General features: G+C 34.5%; 16 protein-coding genes. 9 read left to right on the top strand and 7 right to left on the bottom strand.

Features of this window, described 5'->3' with window-relative positions; translation table 11 throughout:
* Positions 1–130: 130 nt before the first annotated feature.
* The gene (locus ACTYA4_RS15310) at positions 131–454 is read right to left on the bottom strand and encodes a helix-turn-helix domain-containing protein (protein ID WP_443483483.1); all 324 of its coding nucleotides are present in this window, start codon (positions 452–454) and stop codon (positions 131–133) included.
* Positions 455–1103: 649 nt separating this feature from the next.
* Between ACTYA4_RS15310 and ACTYA4_RS15315 the strand changes: the two genes are divergently transcribed.
* The 4 genes from ACTYA4_RS15315 to ACTYA4_RS15330 all read left to right on the top strand — a co-directional run bounded on the left by ACTYA4_RS15315 (position 1104) and on the right by ACTYA4_RS15330 (position 6866).
* Positions 1104–2108, top strand: coding sequence for an asparaginase (locus tag ACTYA4_RS15315; RefSeq protein ID WP_443483482.1), 1005 nt, complete (start codon positions 1104–1106; stop codon positions 2106–2108).
* Positions 2108–2974 carry a YitT family protein gene (locus ACTYA4_RS15320; protein WP_443483481.1) on the top strand — a complete coding sequence of 289 codons (867 nt, stop codon included), beginning with the start codon at positions 2108–2110 and terminating at the stop codon, positions 2972–2974. Before ACTYA4_RS15315 ends, ACTYA4_RS15320 begins: the two co-directional genes overlap by 1 nt.
* A gap of 478 nt (positions 2975–3452) precedes the next feature.
* Entirely contained in the window at positions 3453–4088 is a 636-nt protein-coding gene (locus ACTYA4_RS15325; protein ID WP_443483480.1) for an FMN-dependent NADH-azoreductase, read from the top strand.
* Between the two features lie 501 nt (positions 4089–4589).
* The gene (locus ACTYA4_RS15330; protein ID WP_443483076.1) at positions 4590–6866 is read left to right on the top strand and encodes an SH3 domain-containing protein; all 2277 of its coding nucleotides are present in this window, start codon (positions 4590–4592) and stop codon (positions 6864–6866) included.
* 815 nt (positions 6867–7681) lie between these two features.
* On the opposite strand, the gene ACTYA4_RS15335 is transcribed toward ACTYA4_RS15330, so the two are convergent.
* Complete coding sequence (locus tag ACTYA4_RS15335; RefSeq protein ID WP_443483075.1) at positions 7682–8803, bottom strand: NAD(P)/FAD-dependent oxidoreductase; 1122 nt, start codon at positions 8801–8803, stop codon at positions 7682–7684.
* A gap of 541 nt (positions 8804–9344) precedes the next feature.
* Between ACTYA4_RS15335 and ACTYA4_RS15340 the strand changes: the two genes are divergently transcribed.
* From ACTYA4_RS15340 to ACTYA4_RS15355, 4 genes are all read left to right on the top strand, one after another.
* Entirely contained in the window at positions 9345–10610 is a 1266-nt protein-coding gene (locus ACTYA4_RS15340; protein WP_443483074.1) for a coiled-coil domain-containing protein, read from the top strand.
* A 335-nt stretch (positions 10611–10945) separates the two neighbouring features.
* Positions 10946–11932 carry a metal ABC transporter substrate-binding protein gene (locus ACTYA4_RS15345; protein WP_443483073.1) on the top strand — a complete coding sequence of 329 codons (987 nt, stop codon included), beginning with the start codon at positions 10946–10948 and terminating at the stop codon, positions 11930–11932.
* Positions 11933–12269: 337 nt separating this feature from the next.
* Positions 12270–12977: a metal ABC transporter ATP-binding protein gene (locus ACTYA4_RS15350; protein WP_443483072.1), complete on the top strand. Its 708-nt coding sequence runs from the start codon at positions 12270–12272 to the stop codon at positions 12975–12977.
* Positions 12923–13774 carry a metal ABC transporter permease gene (locus tag ACTYA4_RS15355; RefSeq protein WP_443483071.1) on the top strand — a complete coding sequence of 284 codons (852 nt, stop codon included), beginning with the start codon at positions 12923–12925 and terminating at the stop codon, positions 13772–13774. The genes ACTYA4_RS15350 and ACTYA4_RS15355 overlap by 55 nt, the downstream gene beginning before the upstream one ends.
* Positions 13775–13824: 50 nt before the next feature.
* On the opposite strand, the gene ACTYA4_RS15360 is transcribed toward ACTYA4_RS15355, so the two are convergent.
* The 5 genes from ACTYA4_RS15360 to ACTYA4_RS15380 form a co-directional block, all read right to left on the bottom strand.
* Positions 13825–14787, bottom strand: coding sequence for a D-2-hydroxyacid dehydrogenase (locus ACTYA4_RS15360; protein ID WP_443483070.1), 963 nt, complete (start codon positions 14785–14787; stop codon positions 13825–13827).
* A 216-nt stretch (positions 14788–15003) separates the two neighbouring features.
* Positions 15004–15807 (bottom strand): phosphonate ABC transporter, permease protein PhnE, encoded by an 804-nt coding sequence (gene phnE, locus ACTYA4_RS15365; protein WP_443483069.1) that lies wholly within the window; start codon positions 15805–15807, stop codon positions 15004–15006.
* The gene (gene phnE, locus ACTYA4_RS15370) at positions 15804–16610 is read right to left on the bottom strand and encodes a phosphonate ABC transporter, permease protein PhnE (protein ID WP_443483068.1); all 807 of its coding nucleotides are present in this window, start codon (positions 16608–16610) and stop codon (positions 15804–15806) included. Before phnE (ACTYA4_RS15370) ends, phnE (ACTYA4_RS15365) begins: the two co-directional genes overlap by 4 nt.
* Entirely contained in the window at positions 16607–17377 is a 771-nt protein-coding gene (gene phnC / locus ACTYA4_RS15375) for a phosphonate ABC transporter ATP-binding protein (RefSeq protein ID WP_445505710.1), read from the bottom strand. Before phnC ends, phnE (ACTYA4_RS15370) begins: the two co-directional genes overlap by 4 nt.
* 229 nt (positions 17378–17606) lie before the next feature.
* The gene (locus ACTYA4_RS15380; RefSeq protein ID WP_443483066.1) at positions 17607–18533 is read right to left on the bottom strand and encodes a phosphate/phosphite/phosphonate ABC transporter substrate-binding protein; all 927 of its coding nucleotides are present in this window, start codon (positions 18531–18533) and stop codon (positions 17607–17609) included.
* Between the two features lie 330 nt (positions 18534–18863).
* Here ACTYA4_RS15380 and ACTYA4_RS15385 point away from each other — a divergent pair, with 330 nt between their 5' ends.
* Positions 18864–20423: a bifunctional metallophosphatase/5'-nucleotidase gene (locus tag ACTYA4_RS15385; RefSeq protein ID WP_443483065.1), complete on the top strand. Its 1560-nt coding sequence runs from the start codon at positions 18864–18866 to the stop codon at positions 20421–20423.
* The last annotated feature ends 687 nt before the right edge of the window (positions 20424–21110 follow it).

Consider the following 21110-nt stretch of genomic DNA (forward strand, 5'->3'; position numbering starts at 1 on the left):
GAGAGAACTCATCAAGTTAAATTGAAAATGAATTAGGCGAGATATTAAGCTAACCTATGGGTAGGAGATCTTATCTAAAGGAAAGCTTTTTTTTCATGAAGAAAACGGTGTATACTCCATAAGAGTTTTCTTAATCTAATTCTCTATTAACCTTTGTAAATGCAATAATATTTTTTAATTCTGTAGATGTTAAAGGCTGATCGTCTACTGTAAGAGTAATATTCTCTTTATTATATGTTGTTAATTCTATTGTTAAGGGATTGTTTTTGCGATGAAGTATATAGTCGACAGAAACATTAAATAATTCCGCAATTTGAATTAGGGCACGTAAGGATGGTTCTCGATATCCAGATTCATAGCCTGCATATGTACTTTTAGCAATACCGAGTAAATCAGCTGTTTCTTGTAAAGACCAATTTTTCTGTTTTCTAAGTTCATTTAATATTTGCAGCAAATACGAACACTCCTATCCTTTTATTCCACTATTAACCGGCAGTTGCACCACGTCTTTATTTCCTCGTCTATGTGGCTTATATCCTAAGGACTCAGGCTTCCGTCATGGTATAAATAAAACCGACTGACGAAAGTCTCACTTTATATTAAAGTATCAGAATTAATATTTCTTAAGGTTAGATAACTGTCTAACTCCGGGGCTGATCAAGGCGCCGGAGCTTTTCTATGTCTAGCTCCAGCGCCTAGCCCCTGTGAAAAATAACCCTTTGCCTCTAAAAGTAAAAAGCACTTTTTGAGTCAAATGAACATTTTTCTTCGGGGCTGATCAAGGCGCCTGCGCTTTTCTAATTATAGCATGGGTATTTTTATTTTAACAGAAAAAATACGCAAAACGAATACAGTTATTGCTTTATTACTCATGATTATACTATAATACAACTAAAAATAAAACGCGTTTCGCGTACATATTTGTAAAAGATAAGAAAGCATAAAGTTTAGAAGTTAGATAGATGTCTAGCTCCGGTGCCTAGCCCCTGTGAAAAATAACCCTTTGCCTCTAAAAGTAAAAAGCACTTTTTGAGTCAAATGAACATTTTTCTTCGGGGCTGATCAAGGCTCCTGCGCTTTTCTAATATGTGAGGAGGATGGAAATGAAGAAAATATTATTGCTTGCAACAGGTGGTACTATTGCTTCAGTGGAAGGAAAAGAAGGCTTGGTACCAGGTATGTCTGCTGAAGATCTTTTGCAATATTTTGAAGGTGATTCCGAAACAGTGGATGTAACATGTGAAATACTGATGAATAGAGACAGTACGAATATGCAGCCGGAGCATTGGGGCATTATTGCTGAAGCTATTGCTAAAAATTATCATCAGTATGATGGTTTTGTTATTACACATGGCACGGACACTTTAGCATATACTTCTGCGGCATTGTCTTATATGCTGCAAGGGTTAAAAAAGCCGGTTGTCATTACAGGATCACAGGTGCCAATCAGTTTTAAACAAACAGATGCGAAAAAAAATGTTTCTGACAGCATTTACTTTGCAATGGAAAATGTCGGCGGAGTGTTTGTCGTGTTTGATGGAAGAGTCATCATTGGTACTAGAGCAATGAAAATGAGAACGAAAAGCTATGATGCTTTTGAAAGTATTAATCATCCATATGTAGCATCTATTCAAGGAAATAACATCACTTATTATTGGAATCCAAATGATTCAAAAGAAACCTTTAAAATGGATACAAGCTTATGCCCGGATGTTTTTTTGTTAAAACTTCATCCAGGCACAAAACCAGAAATATTTGATTATCTTAAAACAGCTTATAAAGGGATAATTATTGAAAGCTTTGGAAATGGAGGCTTGCCGTTTGAAGAAAGAAATCTGTTGCCTAAGCTGCAAGAACTTGTAGATGCAGGTGTTGCTGTTACGATTTCTACACAGTGTTTAGAAGAAGGGCAGGATCTACTCTTATATGAAGTGGGTAGAAAGGTAGCACAATATGATGTTATTTTATCGGCAGATATGAATACGGAAGCAATTGTGGCAAAGTTAATGTGGGTGTTAGGAAAAACGACTAAAATAAAAGAAGTAAAAGAATGGATGGAGAAGCCTATAGCATGGGATTTATCTGTTGATTGGGAAAAGGAAAAATAATGGTGAAGAAAAAAGTAAACGCAAGCAGTATTTGGAATTTATTTTTATTACATGTTGGGGTTTTTCTTATTGCTGTGAATATTCATTTCTTTTTACAACCTAATCATTTTGCTGCAGGGGGACTTGGTGGATTAAGTATTGTATTACATGCACTTTTTCCTAAGTATTCACTTGGAATACTAATGTTAGCTCTAAACATTATTTTTTTTAGTTTAGGTTTTGCCTTTTTGGGGTTTCAGTTTGGCGTTAAAACCATTTATGCAAGTTTTTTACTTACTTTTATCGTATGGATGTTAGAGAAATTTTATTCATTAGAGGCTGCTTTAAGTCACGACTTATTTTTACAACTAGTAATCGGAACAATAATTGCAGGACTTGGATTAGTCATTGTTTTTAATCAAAATGCATCAACTGGCGGCATGGACTTAATTGCCATGATATTAAATAAATATTTTGCAATTGATATTGGAAAGGCTGTTTTATTAGCAGATTGCACCATTTGTTTCCTTGCTATATTCACTTTTGGTATAGAACGAGGTTTGTATGCTTGCTTTGGCATCTTCTTTAGAGGAATTGTGATTGAATATTTTAGCAGCCAATTTCGCACTAAAAAAGAAGTGGTTATTATAAGTGAAGAATGTGAACTAATAAAAGAATTTATCATAAAAAGTTTGAATAAAAGTGCAACTGTTCATAGCGCAAAAGGTGCTTTTACGAATGATCGTAAAGAAGTAATTACGATTGTGCTAGAAAAACAGGAATTTATTAAACTAAAAAAGTATATTTATAAAGTTGATAAACTGGCATTTATCACGGTGCATAATATGAATGTAGTAATGGGCAGTGGTTTTAAAAATGCTATTTAAAGAGGAGGGGAAGACAAGCCCCTTCTTTTTTTTTGTCAAAAAATTTGTTTTCTTTGTAGCTGTTCTCGATTAAAAAGAAGATTTTCCTCATTTAAAAAGGCTGTTTTCTCAAAATTTGTTGTTTTTCTCATAAAAAATTGGAAATGAAATACTCAGCAGACTGAATACACGTAGACTCCTGTGGGAATGCGAGAAAGACGAGACCCCGCAGGAGCGTATGCGACGAGGAGGCTTGACGCTCGCCCACGGAAAGCGAAGTGTATTCAGGCTGGAGTTTAAAAGCAACAATTTTCACGAAAACAGCCTTAAAAAAAGAAAAAGATAAAATGATTGACAATCTAAAGATTTTCGTATAAATTTATACTTAATTAAAGATATATTATTTTGAGATATATTATCCGGAGATATATTCATACATAATATATGATTAAAAGGCTTATCCTTATAATAATTTTTTAAAAAAGAAAGGAAGATTATAATGGCAAAAGTATTATATATTACAGCACATCCTCTTAATGAAACAGTTTCTTACAGTTTGGCGGCAGGGAAAGCGTTTATTGAAGAATATAAAGCAGTAAATCCTAATGATGAAGTGGTTCATATTGATTTGTTTAAGGAAAAGATTCCGTATATTGATGCAGATGTTTTTAGTGGTTGGGGAAAATTACAATCAGGAAGTGCGTTTGAAACATTATCTGCCGAAGAACAAGAAAAAGTTGCTCGTTTAGGTGAATTAAGTGATCAATTTGTTTCCGCTGACAAATATGTTTTTGTCACACCTTTCTGGAATTTTTCATTTCCTCCAGTAATGAAAGCATATATTGATTCTGTAGCAGTTGCAGGAAAATCTTTCAGCTATACAGAACAAGGTCCCGTTGGTTTATTAACAGATAAAAAGGCACTTCATATTCAAGCTCGAGGAGGAATTTATTCGGAAGGGCCAGCAGCTGAATTGGAAATGGGGCATAAGTATCTTTCTGTAATTATGAAATTCTTTGGAGTACCGTCTTTTGAAGGATTATTTATAGAAGGTCAAAATGCACAGTCACATAAAGCGGCTGAAATTAAAGAAAATGGAATTGCCAGAGCAAAAGAATTAGCACATACATTTTAAAACAAGGCTATGTTAAAGCTCATTGTTGATTTTGGCACTATGTTGATTGGAGTGGAAGGCGTGAGACTCCTGCGGGAAAAGCGAGTCGGAGGGAGACCCCACAGGCGCACAGCGCTGAGGAGGCTCCCGGACCGCCCGCGGAAAGCGAACGCCTGAAGCGGAAATCAACAGGCAAGTTTAACAGAGTCTAAAAAAAGTAAAAATAAAAGGATCCGTTTCTTTAAATAAGCAACGGGTCTTTTTTTTGTAAACTTCTTAATATATTTGAAAAGAAAATTAAATATTTACATAAAGATTCTTTTTTTATAATGGTAGAAAGTGTTTTTGTAAAATCTTTCGATATTATTACTCATTCATATTAACCTTTTGTGAACAAAAATATGACAATAGTATGATATACGATGAAGATATTTGGTAATAGTATAGGTATTAATTAATGGTAAATTCATCGATTTTTTTATACATAAAATAGAATATAGTTTGATTAAGGGAGAGATAAAATTGAAAAAGGTCGTTATACCAGGAGTTTTCTTAACTGCATTATCTGCACCTTTTCTCGTTCATGAAGTGCATGCAGATTCAATAAAAGGCAAAGAAATAAAAAAATATGTAAATGTAGACAAAAACTCTACTCTTCATGTTAGAAAAGGACCTTCCACTTCTACAGAAATAATCACTAATTTGAAAAATGGAGACGAAGTATTCGTCACTACTGAAACAAACGGTTGGGCAAAGATTTCTATTAACGGAAAAACAGGATATGTTGCATCAAATTACTTACGTACAACAAGGAGTACTGAGAATCAACAAACAGCTAAAAGCGTTAAAACAGCACCGGTAAAGCCAAAAATCAAATACGTAAATGTCAACAAAGGATCTAGTTTAAATTTACGTACGAAACCATCTGAAAATTCATCAATTATTGTTAAACTCGCAAAAGGGGTTTCTGTTACTGTTTATTCGGAAGCAAATGGATGGGCAAAAGTAAAGGTTTATGGAAAAGAGGGCTATGTTTCATCTAACTATTTGGCAAACTCAAAAACATCCACAGCTGATTCAACACCAATTAAACAAAGTTCAAGCAATAAGACAGAAATAAAATATGTCAATGTAGTGGGGAAGTCTTCTTTAAATTTACGCAGCAGCGGGACAACTACAAGTGAAATTTTGGCAAAGCTAACAAGAGGAATGAAAGTGGAGGTTTATTCACAGTCAAATGGTTGGGCGAAAATAAAGGTAAATAATAGGGTCGGTTATGTAAGTGCGGATTTTCTAACAACTGCTAAGATAAATAATGATTCCTCCTCTAATGCAGGGAACGAAAACAGTTTAGAGGATAAAAAAGAAAAAAAAATTGCAACTAAATATGTGAATGTCAGCAAAAACTCATCATTAAATGTAAGAAAAGAGCCATCAACTAGTGCAGCTATTATGAAAAAGCTTTCTAATAAAACAAAAGTTGATGTACTATCTGAAGCAAATGGATGGACCAAAATTAACGTTGAAAATGCAATAGGATATGTTAGTACAAGCTTTCTAACTAATAAAAAAGCCAATTCTGATCTTAATAATAATACAAATATAAATCAGGCGGCTGAATCGAATAATAGTCAGAACACAGACGTAAATACAATTACAAAATATGTAAATATATATAAAGGATCTAGTTTGAATATGCGTGAAAAACCATCCACTTCTGGAAAAATTATAAACAAGCTGGAATCAGGTGTAGTTGTTATCGTTTATTCTGAAGAAGATGGCTGGGCAAAAGTTTCTGTAAATGGGAAATTGGGATATGTAAGTGCACAATACATATCAGAGGGATCAGAAAAAAATCCTGAACCAAGCAATAAAACAGTAAATACAATTTATCAACATTACGACATGACACTTGAGGATATGACAACCATTCAAATGGGAGTGAATCCTCAAACAGATAAAAAATATAATACGTACATAAGAGAAGATGGGCTTGTGTTTAAAACTGCTGATGCTACAAAAGGAACTGTAATCGGAAATGGATGGAGATTAAGAGGGGGAGCAGGGACAGAATACTGGGTGACCAATAATGTAAAAAGTGGCGATCAATTAAATGTTGTAGCAAAAGTAAAAGGATCAGACGGCTATTATTGGTATCAAGTTAAAAATAATCAATCATGGGTAAGTGCAAGTAAGGAAGATACAAGCTATTATATTAACCCACAAAATTTTGTGGCAAATAATATACATGCGATGCAGTTTCTGAAATTATCGGAAGCGGCAAAGATTCATGAGGAAGAGGTAAATGAAAATATACTAGCTGGTAAAGGAATTCTTTCTGGCAAAGCATCATCATTTGTGACAGCTGCAAATGCATACGGTATTAATGAAATATATCTTATTTCTCACGCTTTACTTGAAACAGGTAACGGGACCTCTACACTCGCTAGTGGTGTAAGCTATAATGGAAAAACCGTTTATAATATGTACGGAATCGGAGCTTATGATGGTAATGCTATAACAAGTGGAGCGGAATATGCCTATAATTCAGGATGGTTTACACCAGAAGCGGCCATTATTGGTGGGGCAAAATTTATTGCTCAAGGATATATCAATTCAGGTCAAGATACACTTTACAAAATGAGATGGAATCCCACTGCTGCAGTTAACAAAGGGGTGGCAACACATCAATATGCATCAGATATCGGTTGGGCTACGAAGCAAGTGAATCAAATATACAATTTATATAATTTATTAAACTCTTATACGATAAATGTTGAAGTACCAGTGTATAAATAGAAGTTATCATGTAATATGTTTTAAAAATTTTACTTATTGTTTTAAATAATAGCTTCTAATCAGTGCAATAGGACGGCTATTTTCATTGTAAAATAGTCGTTCATTTATCTATATTTCTTGTAATAACTTATTGCAAAACGTTATGATATAATATCTGGCGTTTATTATCATGATCAATCACCTTTTTTTATGTTGATGCTGATTAACTTCAAGAGATTGCAATAATCTTGCACGTAATCTTTTTTTATTTGTTAATCTTATTCTATTTTTTAATAAAATGCGTGTAAATAGCCATATAAGTACAATGACAACTACAGTTAGTACAAGTTTTATCATTAGACGTCCCTCTTCCTAGAAATAATTTCTCCCATGCACCTTTATCATACTATATCTGTACGGTTTGTGTTATTTTTCTTTTGCAATAAACACCAAATATGGAAATAAACTAGTTTAATAAAATAGAAAGGCTGTTTTCGTATAGATTGTTGCTTTTAAACTTGCAGCCTGAATACACTTCGTCCGTTTAGCGAGCGTCGAATCTCCTCGTCGCAGATGCTCCTGTGGGGTCCCGTCTTTCTCACATTCCCTCAGGAGTCTACGTGTATTCCGTCTGCTGAGCACTTCTTCACCCATTTTTTTACGTAAAAAAACAACAAACTTTGAGAAAACAGCCATAGAAAAAAAGAGCTGTGCAACAACCCATGAGAATAGACTAATGAGTTTTGCACAGGCTCGCAGGATGTGAGTCAATCGACGAAGACATAAGGCCGTGGCGTAGTTAGTAGATTTTTCCTCTTTTGCTCTTTTCTGATCGGTTATTTTTTTAAAATACAGTCGTCTACTGAATAATCGTCAAAGTTAATATCTGGTGTTATTTGTAATACATATTTAGCAAGCTGCTGGCCAATAAATGGCCCCATTGTTAATCCAGATGCCCCTAAACCGTTGGCAATAAGCATTCCTTCATAATCGTTTACTCTACCGAATACTGGCAGGAAATCAGCAGTAAATGGACGAAAGCCAACTTTTGCTTCCAGAAAAGTACTGTTTAATAAACCAGGTGCATACTGTAATGCTTTATCAAACACTTCCTTTATGCCGCCAACTGTTAATCGACAATCAAAATCGGTATTGTTTTCATGTGTTGCACCAATAACTAGACGGTTATTATCTAGTGAAAGTATATATTGATCATGGGGTGGCATTACTACCGGCCAGCTGCTACAGTCTGTGTCTGGTAATTGCAAATGGATAATTTGTCCTTTTTGTTCCTGTATTTGAAAGGAAAGCTGTAAAGGTTGTAATAATTCATTAGCCCAAGCCCCAGCAGTTATGATTGTTTCATCTGCTAATATCGTTTTTTCCTCTGTTTGAACACCTATAATTTTTTTTCCTTCGAAAAGTAGTGAAGCGTTTGCTTTCAAAAATGTCGCACCTAGTTTTTCACAGGTGCGAATAAGCGCGTTGCGAAGGGCCAATCCGTCTACTCTAGCTGCACCGCTGACATAAACGGCTCCATAGCCATCTGCAAGTGGGGGGAATAAGTTTTGTACTTCATTCGGAGATAATATGTTAACATCACCGATTTCAGGTGCTGTTTCTTTTCTTTTTATCGTCCGATCCAGCATCGCTTCTAATTTATGGTGATCAGAATGAAGGCTTAATGCGCCAACTTTTGCATATCCTGTTGAGAATTCTCCATACTCTGCTAAATCCTCTATTAATCTAGGATAATACTTCGCACCTTCACTTGCTAATAAATACCATCTTTTATTTCTACGCTGTGATATCCAAGGGCAAATAATTCCTGCAGCAGCAGCTGTTGCTCTTCCAGCATCTTCTCTGTCTATAATGGTTACATCTGCTCCATTTTTAGCTAATTCATATGCGGTGGAAGCACCTAATATACCACCACCGACTACAATTATTTTTTTCATTATTTTATACATCCTAACATAAGTAATCGTTTTTTTTATTAGTCCTAAATAAGTCAATGGAGTTCTATTATATCTTAAATACAAATTTCTACAAAATGTCGAATAATGCAGAAAAAAGTATATTACGGTTTGTAGTAAAATAGCTTTGTAATAATTATATTTTATCCGCTGATGTTTGTTTATAACAAAGGTTACAACAAATTAATACGGGGTAAATGGTAAATAAAACGCTTTCCAACTTATGAAAAGGCTATCAATAGGGATTTGAACAAATTGTGAATAGTTAACGAAAATAACAATTTGAAATATAACTGTAATATTCTTATTACTTAAATGACAAATTATGATGTTATACTTCTATTTGTGACAAAAGTTGATAGTTACAAAGCATCATTTGAAAAGATGAATTGGTCCTATTAATAAAATATGTTATAGTATATAAAGTCTTTTCACTACATAATTACTACATAATAATTTACATATACATATATAAAGTGATCGATAGATAAAGAGATATTTAGAAGGTTCAGGAGGAAATGAAATGTTGAAAAAGAAGTTAATAGTATTAAACACCACTATTTTGCTTGGACTTGGCAGCAGCTTTGTCTTCCCGGCAAATAATGCGAGTGCATCGAAACAATCAGATATTTCACAACAACGGACAGCATTACAATCACAAATATCTGATGCGGAAATTAAAATAGTCGAAGCACAGGAAAAATTAACAGCATTAAATGAACAAATTAAACGAGTGGATAAAGCAGTAGAAGAAAACACGCAGCTTATTAATGAAACAAAAGATAAAATTGCTGCAACAAAAAAAGAAATTGCTGATTTAGAAACGGAAATAAAAGATTTACAAGAAAGAATTGAAAAAAGAAATCAAATATTAAAAGATAGAGCCCGAACTTTCCAAGAAAATGGCGGAAGTGTCGATTATATTGACGTTTTATTAGGAGCGGCAAGTTTTAAAGACTTTGTAGGCCGAGTTGGTGCGGTTGCAACTATTATGGAAGCAGATCAAGATTTAATTGCAAGCAATGAAGCAGATAAAAAAGACTTGGAAGAAAAACAAAACAAAGTGCAGGAAAAACTAGCAGGTCTAAATGATATGAAACTTGATTTAGAAGAAATGCAAAAGCAAATCCTTGCACAAAAAGAACAAAACGAAAAGTCTAAAAAAGAATTAAAGCAAAAAGAACAAGAAAATAAACAGCTAAAAGCTCAATTAGAACAGAAAGACAGCTCGCTTGCTTCGAAAGAAAGTGCCATTAAAGCAATGCTTGCAGAGAAAAAGCAAGCTGAATTAAATACATTAGTTAGCTCAACAGTAGGAGCAAACACTTCAAGTAATAAAACAAAAAGCTCTATTGACAGCAGTGATAATAATGCAGCTGTTAATACTAGCAATGTAAGTGCTGGCGGCGGTAAATCGTCTGTTATTACAGCTGGATATAAATATATTGGAAACTCAACTTATAAATTTGGAGGAGGCAGAACAGCTTCAGATATTGCAAATGGGTTATTTGACTGCTCTGGTTTCGTTCATTGGGCATACGCTCAAGCTGGCTACAATATTGGTTCTAGTACAGATGCACTAAAAAATCAAGGTACAAGAGTTTCTGCAAGTGATATGCAGCCAGGAGATTTAGTATTTTTTGATACTTACAAACAAGATGGACATGTTGGAATCTACGTAGGTGGAGGGAAATTCATCGGTTCACAAAGCTCTACAGGTGTTGCCATCGCTTCTATGACAAGCGGTTATTGGCAAGGAGTATTTAATGGAAGAGTAGTAAGATTTTAATTCTTTACATCTTATTTTTATAGAAGCATTACCTAAAATAATGTATAAATTAGGTAATGCTTTTTATTATGATTATTAATAGTATATCCACAATAAAAATAAATATGCATATGTTTATGAATTTTTTTAGTGGAAATACTGTATGTAACCTGCTTAGAGGAAAATAAGCTAATTTAAGAAAATCTATTGCTTTATTAAAAAAAATAGTATAGAATCAATAATCGTAATCGTTTTGATTAAAGTGAACCGTTCTATTCAATCATCATATATTTCTTTACGTATTAAATCGGAATGAGTACGAACTACTACATAAAAAAGAAATGGGGAAAATCAAGATGAAACTATTAAAAACTATACTAGTTACTTTTTCAGTACTTATTTTAATAGTAGGCTGCAGCAGTAAAAAGAATGCTGATACAAAAGATTCCAGCCAAAAGGATAAACTTCAAATTGTCACAACGTTTTATCCTATGTATGAATTTACGAAAAATATAGCAGGGGATAAAGCAGATGTTACATTGTTGATTCCTTCTACGATCGAACCACATGATTGGGAGCCTACTCCAAAAGATATAGGCAATATTCAAAGTGCTGATTTATTTATTTATAATAGTGCCGAAATGGAAACATGGGTACCGGATATAAAGGGAACAATCCAGGGTGATAATGTTTCATTTGTTGAAGCAAGTAAAGATATTACGTTAATGAAAGGATTAGAGCCAGAAGAAGAAGCTCATGAAGAAGAAGCTCATGAAGAAGAACATCACGAAGAGGAAGAACATCATGAACATTCTCATGAATTAGATCCTCATGTGTGGTTAAGCCCAGTGCTTGCGCAACAAGAAGTGAAAACTATTACAAACGCCATCATAAAAGCGGATCCAAACAATGAAGTGTATTATAAAGAGAATAGTGAAACATTTTTGCAAAAGCTAAAAGATCTAGATAATAAATATAAAACAGAGCTTGCAGACAAAAGCAGCAATGAATTTATTACACAGCATACGGCATTTTCTTATTTAGCAAAAGAATATGGGCTGACTCAAGTACCGATTGCTGGTCTTTCACCAGAAGAAGAGCCTAGCGCTGCAAAACTTGCGGAATTGAAGGATTTTGCGAAAGAACACCAAATTAAAGTGATATATTTTGAAGAGTTAGCATCAACAAAAGTTGCTGATACGTTAGCAAATGAAGTAGGAGCAAAAACAGAAGTATTAAATCCGTTAGAAGGATTAAGTGAAGAAGATCAAAAGGCAGGTAAAGATTATATCTCTGTAATGGAAGAAAATCTAGCGCAGCTTAAAAAGTCTCTTTTTAAATAATTCATGTGGTATAATAAGTTGGCGTGTGTGACAGTTGTACTCACACGCTTTTTCTATATGTATTAGGCTGTTTATATAAAAATTTCATGGTAAAAATGAAAGGCAGTTTTCTCAAAGTTAGTTGTTTTTTTTATGTAAAAAAATGGGAGAAGTAGTACTCAGCAGACTGAATATACGTAGACTCCTGTGGGAATGCGAGAAAGACGAGACCCCACAGGAGCGTATGCGACGAGGAGGCTCGACGCTCGCCCACGGAAAGCGAAGTGTATTCAGGCTGCGAGTTTAAAAGCAACATTCTATAGGAAAATAGCCAAATGAAAAGAAGGGAGCGTTAAAAATGAAACTTGCAACAATAAAAAATATTAAGTTTGGGTATGATCATATACCAGCATTAGACGGTGTTTCATTTGAATTAGAAAGCGGCGAGTTTGTTGGAGTCACCGGACCTAATGGTGCATCAAAGTCTACTTTATTAAAGCTTTTATTAGGTTTATTAAAACCGTGGTCTGGTCAAATACATATTAGTAAAATAAACAGCAGTGGGAAAAAGCTGACAATTGGATATGTTCCACAACAAATTTCTTCTTTTAATGTCGGTTTTCCAAGCACCGTATTAGAACTTGTTCGTTCAGGAAGATATCAAAAAAAGAAATGGTTTCAAAGCTTAAAAGAAAAGGATCATGAAGCGGTAAAAAGAGCGTTAGATATGGTTGATATGTGGCAGTATCGTCATAAAAAAGTAGGGGATTTATCTGGAGGACAAAAACAAAAGATTATTATTGCACGAATATTGTCTTCTGAACCAGATTTATTAGTTCTAGATGAACCGACTACAGGCATGGATACTGAAAGCAGAAAAGGCTTTTATAAATTTATGAAGCATCAAGTAACGGAGCATAATCGTACCGTAGTGATGGTGACACATGACCAGGATGAAGTAGAGGATTATTTAGATAAAATAATTCATATAGAGAAAGGAGAAAAAGGTGGATGGAAATGTTTGACCTTGAATTCATGCAAAGAGCGTTTTGGGCAGGCGGAATGATAGCTATTATTGCACCTATTATAGGGGTATTTTTAGTGTTAAGAAGACAAGCTTTAATGGCAGATACGCTGTCTCATATATCATTAGCTGGAGTAGCAATCGGTTTCTTTTTCCACCAAAATCTTACTTTTTCTAGCATGTTAATTGTTATTGTAGGGGCGTTAGGGATCGAAGTGATGAGAAGAGCCTATCATACTTATTCAGAAGTATCGATTGCTATTTTGATGGCTGCTGGATTGTCATTAGCATTGTTTCTTATGAGTATTTCAAAGGGCGGGGTAACTGCGAGTATCGATCAATATTTATTTGGCAGCATTATTACTATTACAGACCAGCAAGTTGCTGTATTGGCGACTGTGTCCGTTATTATTCTGCTTTTTTTCCTCATTTTAAGAAGGCAAATGTACTTAATGACATTTGACGAAGATACTGCTGCAACTAGTGGTGTTAATACAAATCTATTATCTGTTGCTTTTAGTGTGTTAACTGGTATTGCAATATCTGTAATTATTCCAACTATTGGAGTGTTACTAGTTTCTGCTTTATTAGTATTACCAGCAGCGTTTGCCATCAAGCTTGTTAAAGGCTTTAAATGGGTCTTTATTACGGCAATAAGTGTCGCTGTTTTTAGTATTTTTACTGGGTTATTTTCATCTTATCAGTTAGGAACACCCCCTGGTGCAACGATTACGTTGTTAATGGTCATGATTTTGGTTGCAGGGTTCTTATTTCAGAAGTTATTTTTTTATTTTAGAAGAGCAGCAAAACAGAGACAGCATCGTAAATTAGAGGGGTGAGGAGTTTTTTTAAACTTCCTCATCCTGTTTATTTACGATGTGATCGTTTATTAATAGCCTTTTTGATAATTCACTAGATTATATGGAAGAGAACCGTCTTTTAAATAGGTTTTTAAATTAGGAAGAAAAATATCTTCTATTACTCGTTTATCGTATTGTGCTGTTGAACCGGAAGTGTGGGGAGTTATAATGACATTTTCCATTTCCCAGAGTGGGCTTTCTTTTTGTAGTGGTTCTGTTTCAAATACATCTAATCCAGCACCTGCTATTTCTCCATCTTTTAATGCTGAAACTAAATCTTCTTCTTTTACAATTTCTCCACGACCAATATTAATAAAAAATGCAGTATCTTTCATTTTGCTAAACTGTTCTTTTTGAAATAAATAATGTGTTTCGTCGGTAAGGGGCAATGTAACTACGATATAATCACAGTGAGGAAGGATTTTGTTTAAGTCTGATTGTTTATACATTTCATCAACAAACTCAGCTTGTTTCCCGGAATGGCGAACACCTAATACCTTCATGCCAAATGCTTTTGCTATTTTTGCTGTTTCCTTGCCAATCGCACCGACCCCAATAATTCCAACCGTTTTTTTATGGATTTCGAGTTCGATTTTACTGTCATCCCATACTTTATTTTGCTGATTTTTAACATATGTATCAATTTTTCTTGTAAGTGCTAACATAAGAGCAAATACGGTTTCTGAAATGGGAAAACTATGCACTCCATTTGCACTTGTAACCAATACATTTTTTTCGGCCAATTCATGTAAGGGAAGAGAGTTAACACCGGCACTCCATGTTTGAATCCACTTTAATTCTTTATTATTAAATACTAGCTTGTTATCCCAATTTCCACGCCATCCAAGAATAATTTCTGCATCCGATAGATGTGATTCCCATCTATTTGCCTCTGCAGAAGCATAAATATCCCAATTTGGTATAACAGACTTAATTTGATCTAGAAGAGCAGGCTGCAAATCATGTGTAACGAGTAGCTTGCGGTTTGTCATTGTTTTCACCTCGTGTTAATTGTTTATTTATTATTGTATCAATTAGAGTTTAGGGAAGCGAATAAAAGGGACTGGTCCAAGTCGAGATTTTAACGACGTAAGGAAAAGTCCCCTTTTTTGTATGTGAAGAAACTTAAAATTTTTGAAGTTAGATGAATGTCAAGCTTTATCTTTGACAAAAATTCTTAAGCCTTTCTTCATTAAATCAAAGCAACACTATACGATTTTCCGTCTTAAAATTCCTGAAAGGGCATCAATAATGGTTACCATCACGATAATGCCTAATAAAATAATCCCAACTCTATCCCAGTCTCTAGAAGCTAATGCGAAGATTAGTGGAGTACCTATTCCCCCTGCGCCGATTACTCCAAGTATAGCTGCAGAACGAATATTAATTTCAAAGCGGTACAGCGTATAAGATAAAAATCCTGGCATTACTTGCGGCAAGACGGCAAACCATAAAATTTGAAAGCGATTTGCACCAGTAGCAATTAATGCTTCCGTCGGTCCCGTATCAAGGTTTTCAATTTCTTCCGAAAATAGTTTTCCAAGCATGCCGATTGAGTGAAGACCAAGTGCAAGGACACCAGCAAATGAACCTGGACCGACGGCTTTAATAAAAAGAATAGCCATTACAATTTCAGGAAATGTACGAATAAAGCTCAAAATAAATTTGCCTGTTCCTGAAATAGTTTTTCCTTTACTCATATTATTTGCTGCCCAAAACGCATATGGGACACATAGTATAGCAGAAGTAAATGTACCCAGTATTGCGATTGCCAGCGTATCTAATAAGCCGCGAAGTAAATCTTCTCCATCCGGCAAATAAACATAATCCCAATCAGGATGAAAAATCCCAGAAAAAATAGCTTTTGATATTTGACTAGCGGAGTCTTTTATACCATCTAAAGTGAAACCTGAAAACGCCCAAATATAGATTAGTGCCAACAACACGAAAATGACAGTTCTTAATATATATTTCTTTTTCGGTTTAGTTAAATTAGTTGTTGATTGGCTCATAATAATTTCTCCCGTAATTTCGTACTTAAGTAATCTATTTCCAGCACGATGATTAGTGTCAATATAATAATTGATGCTGTTTTATCATATTCAAGAAAACCAAGCGTCTTATCATAATATTCACCAATCCCTCCTGCACCAACCAATCCAAGAATGGCAGCTGCACGGACATTTACTTCAAATGTATATAATACATAACTAGAGAAATGAGCAGTAATTTGAGGAATCACACCAAAAAATACCCATTGTACTTTATTTGCCCCAACAGCTGTCATTGCTTCTAAAGGACTTGGATCAATGGCTTCTATTGCTTCATATAATAACTTTGCAATAAGGCCGATAGAAAATACAGATAAGGCAAGTATGCCGGGTAAAGCTCCCAATCCAAAAATAGCAACAAAAATAGAGGCTAATAATAAATCTGGTATAGTCCGAATTAAGTTAAGAATAAAACGAAATGGAAAATAAATGAAAGACACACGAAAGATGTTATTTGCACAAAAAAAGGCGAGAGGAACAGCGATAATTGCCCCAAAAGTAGTGCCGATAATTGCCATTCTTATCGTCTCTATCATAGGTTCTAATATTTTTTCGAAATACTCCCAGTTTGGTGGCCACATTTGTATAAGCAAATCAAACATATTCGGAAAGCCTACTGTTAAATCGCTAAGGGAAGAGTCTGTTTTATAGGCGCTCCACCACAATAAAAGTACTATTAAAAGCACTGTCCAAATATTCTTTGTTTTTGCTGGAGGTGTAGGTACAGAAAATGTTGTTGATTTTTTCTTATCGTTTGTACTCATACTGGCTCACCTAATAGTTCATCTTTTTGGATAGGTCTTCCGTAGATCTCAGCAAACACATCATCTGTAGCTGCTTCTACAGGTCCGTCAAACACAACTTCTCCAGCACGGAGACCAATAATTCTTGTGGCATACTCTCGAGCTAAATCGATAAAGTGCAGGTTTACAACGGTAGTAATACCATCTTCTTCATTGATGCGTTTTAAGTCATCCATTACTTGTTTTGTTGTAAGCGGGTCAAGGGATGCAACAGGTTCATCTGCTAAAATAATCTGTGCTTCTTGTGCTAAAGCCCTTGCAATAGAAACACGCTGTTGTTGACCACCAGATAATTCATCAGCACGTGAATATGCTTTTTCTAATATATTTACACGTTTTAATGCACTAAGAGATAATTCAACATCTTCTTTTGGAAACAAACCTAATATAGTCCGTAATGTATTATGGTAGCCGACACGTCCAGACAATACATTTCTTAATACAGAAGATCGTTTTACTAGATTAAAACTTTGGAAAATCATGCCGATATCACGGCGGATCTTTCTTAAACCAGCGCCCTTGGCAGCAGTAATTGACTGTCCATCAATGAGTATTTCTCCTTCTGATATTTCATGAAGGCGGTTTATGGAACGAAGAAAAGTTGATTTGCCTGCCCCAGAAAGCCCGACAATAACAATAAATTCTCCTTTATTAATAGTTATGTTAATGTTATTTAAACCTTTTGTGCCATTTGGATAAATTTTCGTTACATTTTTAAACTGAATCAATTGTTAACCACCTTTCTATTGTATTATTTAAAACATTTAAGTATGGAAACGATTAAATAGAAAAAAAGCTCAACCATTCAACTAAACAAAATGGTTAAGCAGATAAATAAGGAGAGATAGAGACATTGTTAATAATGATTTATCTAGAAGTAAAATCATTATTAATATGTAATGACCATATATAAAAAGGACATCAAAGTTTATATCTACTCTCTAATAAAATAACAAACTACTCAGTCTTTACCTTTTTAGAATATTCACGAACTATATCAAATTTGCTGTCGTCTGATACAACATATCCTTCATGTGTATAGATTTCACTGATAATTTTGTGTCCATCATCACTTTGACCGATTTTAATAAAGGCATCTTGAAGTTTCTTTTGCCAGTCTTTGTCCATATCGGAGCGAACGGAAATAGTATCATTCGGAATTGCTTCTGTTTTAGCAATTACTTTTGTGTCTTCAAATACTTTAGGATAGTCGGCTTTTACTATATTTCGTGCATCCTGGAATACAACTGCTGCATCTACATCGCCGTTTAATAAGGAAATAACCGCTTGGTCATGCCCTTTAACATTGACTCCTTCTACATCTTTTTGTGGATCAATATTATTTTCCATTAAAGTAGCAGCTGGCCAAACATACCCAGCAGAAGATGTTACATCTTGGAAAGCAATCTTTTTCCCTTTAAGGTCTGCAACGCTGTTTATATTAGAATCTTTTTTCACAACGAAAATACTATTGTAGAAATCTACTAATTGATCATTTTGTGATCCATCATCGTTAATTCCTTTACGTTGTGATTGCAGAATGACCTCTGCTGCTTTTTTCTCTTTTGCTAGAACATATGCAGTTGGAGGCAAGAAACCAACATCCACTTTTTTAGAAGCCATCGCTTCAATAATAGTGTTGTAGTTTGTAGAAACACTAACTTTTACGGGAATTCCTAATTCTTTAGATAATAAGCCTTCTAACGGTTTAGCTTTTGCTTCTAAAGTACTAGCATTGGAAGAAGGGACAAATTGAACCGTTAATTCTTTTGGAACATATACGTCTGCTTTTGAGCCATTCACATTACTTGATGAGCCACAAGCGCTTAGTAACCCAGCTGCTAATGATAAAGAAATACCGAATGCTGCTAGTTTTTTGAACATTTTTCTACCCCCATTTTATGTATATTTTATTACATGTAAAATATACCATGTAATTGGTGGAAAGTGGTAAAAATTCGGGTAAAAAAACTATTTTATTTTTGTAAATTTAAAATTTATATCATTTTTAAATTACTTTAATATCGAAAAATTTATTAAAACATTGAAATATCAATAGATAATTGTATGGAGTAAACATATATTGTAAAATATTTATTAGTGTTTATTTACTATATTTAAGGGTTGGAAGAATTGGTGAGAGAAATAAATTCTTCTACTATAATAAAAAAAGGTTGAAAAGTGAAAATCACCATTTTGTAAGGAGATGAAATCTTGACAAATACAACCGTAACTATTTTAGTAACAAGTGATGTACACGGAAATATATATCCATTAAATTATGGGAATAATGAGCAAGCAAATGTAGGTTTAGCAAAAGTAGCAACATTAATCGAACAGGAGCGGAAAAAAAATAAACATACGATTGTAATAGATAATGGAGACTTAATTCAAGGAACACCCTTAACCTATCATTATGTACATTTTTTATTTGAAAAAAAGAACCCGATGATTGAATGTTTAAACATGGTGCAATACGATGCAGCTGTTGTTGGCAACCATGAATTTAATTATGGCTTAAAAGTTCTTAAAAAGGCTATTTATGAATCTGATTTTCCATGGCTTTGTGCGAATATTGTAGATAGCAATACTAAGGAACCCTTTCTTGGCAAACCATACATAATAAAAAATGTCGGAGCATTTAAAATTGCTATTTTAGGAATAACCACTCATTATATTCCTAATTGGGAAGACCCAAGTCATATTAATGGATTAGCATTTAAAGATGCATTAGCCAGTGCGAAGGAATGGATAACAAAAATTAAAGAAACAGAACAGCCAGATGTCATCATCATGTCGTATCACGGCGGTTTTGAACGAGATATAGCAACGGGTGAACCAACAGAAGTTTTAACGGGGGAAAATCAGGGTTACAGTATGTGTAAAGAAATAGAAGGCCTAGATGTATTATTAACAGGTCATCAACATCGCTCTTTAACAGGTTCTTTATACGGTACAGAAATTATGCAAGCCAGCAACAATGGCCAAACGGTTGGAAAGATTACAATTACCTTAAATGAAAAGGGAGAAATTATCGATAAATCTTCTGAATTATTATCGGTTGAAGCGGTTGATTCTGATGAAGAAATAATCGCATTTGCAAAGGAATACGAAAAAAGTACACAACATTGGTTAGACACACCAATCGGGTTTATTGATGGGGATATGATGGTAGAAGATCCATTAGCTATACGTTTAGGAGACAGCAGCTTGATTGAATTTATCAATAAAGTGCAAATGGAAGCGGCGAATGTAAAGATAGCTAATACTGCTTTGTTTAACAATAAGTCACCAGGTTTTAGACCGAATGTAACGATGCGAGATATCGTTTCCAATTATATATATCCGAATACATTAAAGGTCCTCGCGTTACAAGGAAAAGATATAAAATCAGCCTTAGAGCATAGTGCAAAATACTTTACAGTTAACGAAAAGGGAGAACCTGACGTGAATCCTTCTTTTGTTTATCCGAAACCACAGCACTACAATTACGATATGTGGGAAGGAATTGAATATATATTAGATATTTCAAAACCAGTAGGCAGCAGGGTAGTCAAGCTTTCTTATGAAGGAAAACCGTTGGAAGAAAATAAAACGTACGAAGTAGTTATGAATAATTATCGTGCAGGTGGCGGAGGAAATTATATGATGTTCCAGAACAAATCGGTTGTTCGTGAAGTTCAAATGGATATGTCCGAGCTTATTGCGAATTATATAAGGGAGAGAAAAATAGTAACGGCAACATGTAATCATAATTGGAAGGTTATTTGGTAGTGAGATTCAGAAAATAATTTAATGATAATAATAGAAATTTTTTTCAGGCCGATTAAAATACTTCGTTATTAACGATACAGCATTCATCATACTTTTGTTATAGGAAATTATAAACGAAACGGAGTTCTGGATAATTTAGTGGTTGGGTCCGCATCTAGCTTCGACGTACAGGACGTACTAGTGCCGATGTTGCTACAGGACGTGGCGCCTTTAATCGGCCAGCACCTAGCTCTTGTGAAAAATAACCCTATGTCTCTAAAAGTAAGGCAGTTTAGCTGTTTTCGTATAGATTGTTGCTTTTAAATTCGCAGACTGAATACACTTCGCTTTCCGTGGGCGAGCGTCAAGCCTCCTCGTCGCATACGCTCCTGTGGGGTCTCGACTTTCTCGCATTCCCACAGGAGTATACGTGTATTCAGTCTGCTGAGTACTACTTCTCTAATTTTCCATGTGGGAAACAACAAGCTTTGAGAAAACAGCCAAAAGTAAAAAGTACTTTTTAAGTCATGTGAACATTTTTCTTCAGAGCTGTTCAAGGCGCTTTCGCTTTTGTTCTTAAGATAAGAAAGCATAACTTTTTGAACTTAGACTAGTGTCTAGCTCCGGCGTCTAGCCCCTGTGAAAGATAACCTCTTGTCTCTAAAAGTAAAGAGCACTTTTTGAGCCAGAGAACATTTTTCTTCGGGG

The sequence above is a fragment of the Niallia yueguangensis genome (assembly GCF_052663115.1).